This is a genomic window from Chthoniobacter sp. (assembly GCF_040003245.1).
In the GTDB taxonomy this organism is placed as follows: domain Bacteria; phylum Verrucomicrobiota; class Verrucomicrobiia; order Chthoniobacterales; family Chthoniobacteraceae; genus Chthoniobacter.
Genome location: NZ_JBDUCX010000360.1, coordinates 1 through 4,725 on the forward strand (window position 1 = coordinate 1; position 4,725 = coordinate 4,725).

The 4,725-nt window shown below is 63.3% G+C and carries 4 protein-coding genes; 1 reads left to right on the forward strand and 3 read right to left on the reverse strand.

Annotation, left to right across the window (positions count from 1 at the left end):
* Window positions 1-1,928 (reverse strand): AI-2E family transporter (locus ABJF10_RS29375; protein ID WP_348548164.1); only part of this gene is annotated, 1,928 nt, incomplete at its 3' end.
* A 131-nt stretch (window positions 1,929-2,059) separates the two neighbouring features.
* A complete protein-coding gene (locus ABJF10_RS29380) occupies window positions 2,060-2,203 on the reverse strand; it encodes a lmo0937 family membrane protein (protein ID WP_348548165.1) in 144 nt (47 codons plus the stop codon).
* Window positions 2,204-2,455: 252 nt separating this feature from the next.
* Here ABJF10_RS29380 and ABJF10_RS29385 point away from each other — a divergent pair, with 252 nt between their 5' ends.
* On the forward strand, window positions 2,456-3,064 hold the full coding sequence (locus ABJF10_RS29385; protein ID WP_348548166.1) for a hypothetical protein: 609 nt from the start codon (window positions 2,456-2,458) through the stop codon (window positions 3,062-3,064).
* 84 nt (window positions 3,065-3,148) lie between these two features.
* Here the strand turns inward: ABJF10_RS29385 and ABJF10_RS29390 are convergent, their stop codons facing one another.
* Window positions 3,149-4,588, reverse strand: a complete 1,440-nt coding sequence (locus ABJF10_RS29390; RefSeq protein WP_348548167.1) for an FAD-binding oxidoreductase — start codon at window positions 4,586-4,588, stop codon at window positions 3,149-3,151.
* Between the last annotated feature and the right edge of the window lie 137 nt (window positions 4,589-4,725).

The following is a 4,725-nucleotide window of genomic DNA, read 5'->3' on the forward strand; positions in this document are numbered from 1 at the left end:
GCGAGGCGCTCCTCCTCGTCCGCGGGGATCGGCGCGGGCGTCATCTCTTCGGTCATGGGGGGGGCGAGCCGGGCCACCTGCGCGAGCGCCCCGGAGAGCGAGGTGACCACTTCATCCGCTCCCGACTCGAGCAAGCGCCGGGTGGCCTCCGGCACGTCTTCAGTCGCACCCCACAGGCCGATCATGATTTTTTGTTTTGGCAAAAGCGCGCGCAGTTTGAGGCAGAGATAACGGGCATGAATGACCGTCGACGGCGCCACGACCGAGATGCAAACGATATCCACGTCCGCCTTTTCGGCCAGGGCGAGCAGCTCCCCCGCGACCAGTTTGGCCGGGGCATTTTGGGCGCCAAAACCTTGCTGGCGCAGCAGCTGCGTGAGCATGGCGCCGCCCAGTTCGTCGCGGTCTGCCCGGGCGGGCAGACAGTATACCCGGCAGTCGGGGACCATCGCCAGGGGATGAGCGGGCATTTCGTCGGCCGCGGCTCCGGCCTTTGGCGTGGCCACCTTGGACGGCACCGCCGGGCGCGTGCCGAGGTCTTCGATAATGTCACGCATACTCTGCTCGACGTTGCGGAGTTGCTCCTGGTCCACCAACTCCGCACGGGCATCGATCTCCACCGCGGTCAGCACCGGGAGGAAGACGGAATCATAGAGCGCAGTGACCGAGTTGCCGTTCAGATACGCGTCGGTCAGTTCCAAAGCGTCGCGGTCCCCGGACCTAAGCAGCCGTGCGTAGCAGTCCTCGGCGGGCGTGAGCGCTTCCTCATCGCTCAGGACGATACTGAGGAAAGAAAGGCGCGGGACATGCCGCCCCATGACGACGAGGCAGACGGTCAGAGGCGTCGCGAGGACCAGGCCGAGCGGTCCCCACAGCCACGTCCAGAACACCGCCGCCACGATCAGCGCGATCGAGGATACGCCGGTATGGGCGCCGTAGAGCCATGGCTCGATCACGTTGTTCAGGAGCAGCTCTACCCCGGCGAACAGCGCCACCGTCAGGATCGGCATCGTCCAGTGGGGCGAAACGGCGAGCGCGAGGAGCGTGGGAAGGATCGTCGCGACCCAAGGCCCGACGTAGGGAATGAAGCGCAGGACGGTGCCGAACGCGCCCCAAAGCAGGGCATTCGGAACGCCGATGAAATACAGACCGACGGCGATCACCGTGCCGTAAGCAAGATTGACCACCAGTTGCATCAGCAGGTAGCGCGAAACGCGCTGGCCTGCGTCGTCCAGGGCCCGGGTCGTGGCGCTAATCCGCCCCTGGCCGATAAGCCGGATGAGTCGGCTGCGCAAATCTTCGCGCTGGAGCAGCATGAAAATGACCAGCACCAGCACGAGCGCGGCCATTCCCAAGGGCCCCAGCAATGGGGCGACGAGGAGTTCGACCAGTTGCACGGGATTGCCCCTGGAGGTCTCGACAATCTGCACCGGCACGGCGGTGGGCGGCGGGCGCGGGGGCGATGCGACTGCCGTCTCGGGCTTGCCAGCCTCGTGCGTGACTGTCGGCGCGGGCTGCGCTGACCCACCGGGCAGCTCTTGCTTGAGCTCGTCGACCGTCTGCGACAGGTTCGTGAAGACACCGCCTTTCGGCAGCTCGAAGGCATGCATTTTCGCCACGATGTTGCCCTTGTATTCGGGGAGCTTCGTCGCCAGGTCGACCAATTGGCGGGTTAGCATCCACCCCGCCGCGCCAAAGCCGGTAAAGATCAAAGCCACGACGAGCAACACCGCCGCGATGCGGCCGATCCACCGCTCGATGCGTGCGACCAGCGGCGAAAGCAGAAAGGTAAGCAACGCCGAAAGCGCGAGCGGAATGAGCAGCTCACGGCCGAAATAAAGCGTCGAGATGATGAAGGACGTCAGGAGAACCGTCCAAATGCCGACGAGCGCGTCGGTGGCGGTGATCTTGGTTTTGAGCGCAGGCATGAGGTGGAGGGGTGCAAACTCCCGCGGTGGAGTTCTCGACCGCCGGTGCACAATCAACACTTCACTGCCCGATTTCGCAAACCCGGCATCGTCCCCGGGCGTCAGCCGCCGAGATTTTCCCCAAATCCCTTTCAGGCTGCTCTGCCGCGAACAAAATGAAGAATAAACACCACCAGCGCGATGATGAGCAGCAGATGAATGATGCCGCCGCCGACGTGAAGGGCAAACCCACCACCCCACAAGATTAACAGAATAATAGCGATGATGAGTAACATATGCCCCTATATCGTGCAGGGCAGGCATCCTGACTGTATTTCACGCGCCGCAGCGCATGTTACCCCGCTGTTTACCAAAGCCTTTCTGCCGATGGCGCCGATACCGTGCTGGGGATATCTAGTCATTAAACACCGGCAACGGCGAACCCGGCGATGGCCACGGCCAAAACCCCCGCGTCACGCGATTCGGGAGAGACTTACTGACCCGCTGATCGGGTGCGGAGGAGAGACGCCGACCAACCAACCCCCTATATGAAAAAATCCATCCGCACCGCGCTTACGCTCGCTTCCACGCTCGCCCTCACCTCTTTTGCCTCCGCGCAAACAGAGGTTCGCTCGAGCACCACCACCCCCGAGGGCGCGACGACTTCGGTTTCAACCACCACGACCGCTGGCACGGTTTCCGAAATCGGAGACGACTCGCTGATCATCCGCTCCGAATCCTCCCCGCAACCGCTCCGTTACCGCTTCAGCAGGTCCACCACCTATGTGGACGAAGCCGGCGCCCCGGTGGGACTCGAGATGGTCAAGTCAGGCCTGCCCGTCACTGTTTACTACGTCCGGGAAGGCGATCAAATGATCGCTAGTCGCGTCGTGGTTCGGAAGCAAACCGCGAGTGCGGTCGCGCCAACCGTCATCGAGCGCAACACCAATACCACGATTACGAAGCCCCCGGTGATCGTCGAGAAACCCGTGATCGTGGAGAAGAAGGTCCTCGTTCCGGTGGAGAAGAAAGTTTACGTCGACCGCCCGGTGATCGTGGAAAAGCCCGTGATCGTGGAAAAGGCGCCCGCCCCGCCCGTAATCATCGAGAAGAAAACCACCACCACGACGACGACCACTTCGGACGACAAGAAGTAAGGTCCGTGGCTATTTCCGTCATCAAACCCGCAGACTCCGGCCTGCGGGTTTGATACATTTGACGGGAATAGGGCGAGACAGCGATTAGCTCGGCAACCGCACGCTTTGCGGATGGCGGATGCGGTCCTCGGGGTCGTAGCGCTTTTTGAGCGTCTGGAGGCGCTGGTAATTTTCCCGGCCGTAGTAGGCGGTGGGCCAGTCCTGGAAGGCGAGATCCGGATAGTTGGCGTAGTGGCCGGTGATGCCGGCTTGCGCGATGTGATCGCGGATGCGGCCGATGGCGGCGCGCAAGTTCGACGCGCGGAAGGGGCTGTCCCAGTAGGCCTGCGCCTCGCCGAGATAGGAATAGGCGCGATGCGGATACGCGCCGTCGGCGCCTTCCTTCCCGATCGCACCGCCCATGGTGTTGATCTGGAAAACCAGGCCGGGCTTGGTGAGGACCTCGAAGAAAATGCCCGGCAGGGCGCTGCGGATGTCGTCCATGCCCCGGTAATAACCGGCGCTGGTGTTCTTGAAGAATTCCGGGCCCGGCCCGCCGTAATACCAGGGGATCGATTTCGCCAACGGCACCGGCGGGGCCGCGCTGGCTTTGTTCGTAAGGGCGGTGAGTTGGCGCCGGGCCGCCACGACGCCCTTTTCTTCTCTCGAGCCGACGGTGGTCAGCAGGATGGTCACCTGGCTGCCGTTCATGATCCAGGCGGAGAAAGCGTCGTCCGGCAAAGCTGCGGTGACCTTGAACCACGCGTCGAGCAGCGCGGTCGCGCGGATTTCATCGAGATGGTAGGCGCGAAATCTCCAGGACGAAAACGCCTTCGGTACGGGGCGCGTTTGCAGGGTGAGTTGCGTGACGATGCCAAAGTGGCCGTTGCCCCCACCGCGCGCGGCCCAGAGCAGATCGGGATCGTCCGCCGAATCGTGGATCGCGCCGGTGCCATCGACCATGCGGAAGCTCCTGAGATGATCGCAGGTAAGGCCGAACTTGCGGGCAAACATTCCATAGCCCCCACCGAGGGTCAGTCCCGCGAGGCCCACCGTGGCGCAGGAGCCGGCGGGCAGAAAACGACCCTGCGGGAGAAGAAAGAGATTCACGTCGCGCAAGCGGCAACCCGCGCCCGCGGTGAGCAACCCGCTATGAGCATCCAGGTGCAAGTCGCGCATCGGCGAGACGCCGACGACCAGCCCATCGTCATTCAGCGAAAAGCCTTCGAAGGAGTGGCCGCCGGATTTGACGGCGACCGGCCACTTTTCGGCCCTGGCGCGCTGCAGCGCCTTCTGCACGCCGGCCTCCGTGGCGCAGAGGGCAATGGAGTTCGGCCGGAGGAGGATGCCCGCATTGTAAGCCTGCCGGGCCGCCGCGTAAGCGGGATCGGTGGGAGTGAGAAATATCACGTCCTCCGTCTGGCGCGGAGGTTCCGCCGGGGGAGGTGGAGCATGCTTCGGTTCGCGGGCGCCCAGCGCTTCCGCAAAGAGCGCGGCCCCGGCCGTTGCGGACGTGCGTATAAATGTCCGGCGCGTGTGCGTCATGGCAATGCGCGCGACAGTGCACACATAGCGGCACTTTTAGAAACTCCAAATTACGGTCTCTATCGACTCAAGAGGAATCGAGGTCGCCTCGGAATCAACACCGGGCGCAACAGCCGCTAAAAACCCACCGACTATTC

What these genes read in the sequence shown, in the direction of transcription:
- ABJF10_RS29380 (WP_348548165.1), bottom strand. Translation starts at nt 2,203, where the DNA reads ATGTTACTCATCATCGCTATTATTCTGTTAATCTTGTGGGGTGGTGGG.
- ABJF10_RS29385 (WP_348548166.1), top strand. Translation starts at nt 2,456, where the DNA reads ATGAAAAAATCCATCCGCACCGCGCTTACGCTCGCTTCCACGCTCGCC.
- ABJF10_RS29390 (WP_348548167.1), bottom strand. Translation starts at nt 4,588, where the DNA reads ATGACGCACACGCGCCGGACATTTATACGCACGTCCGCAACGGCCGGG.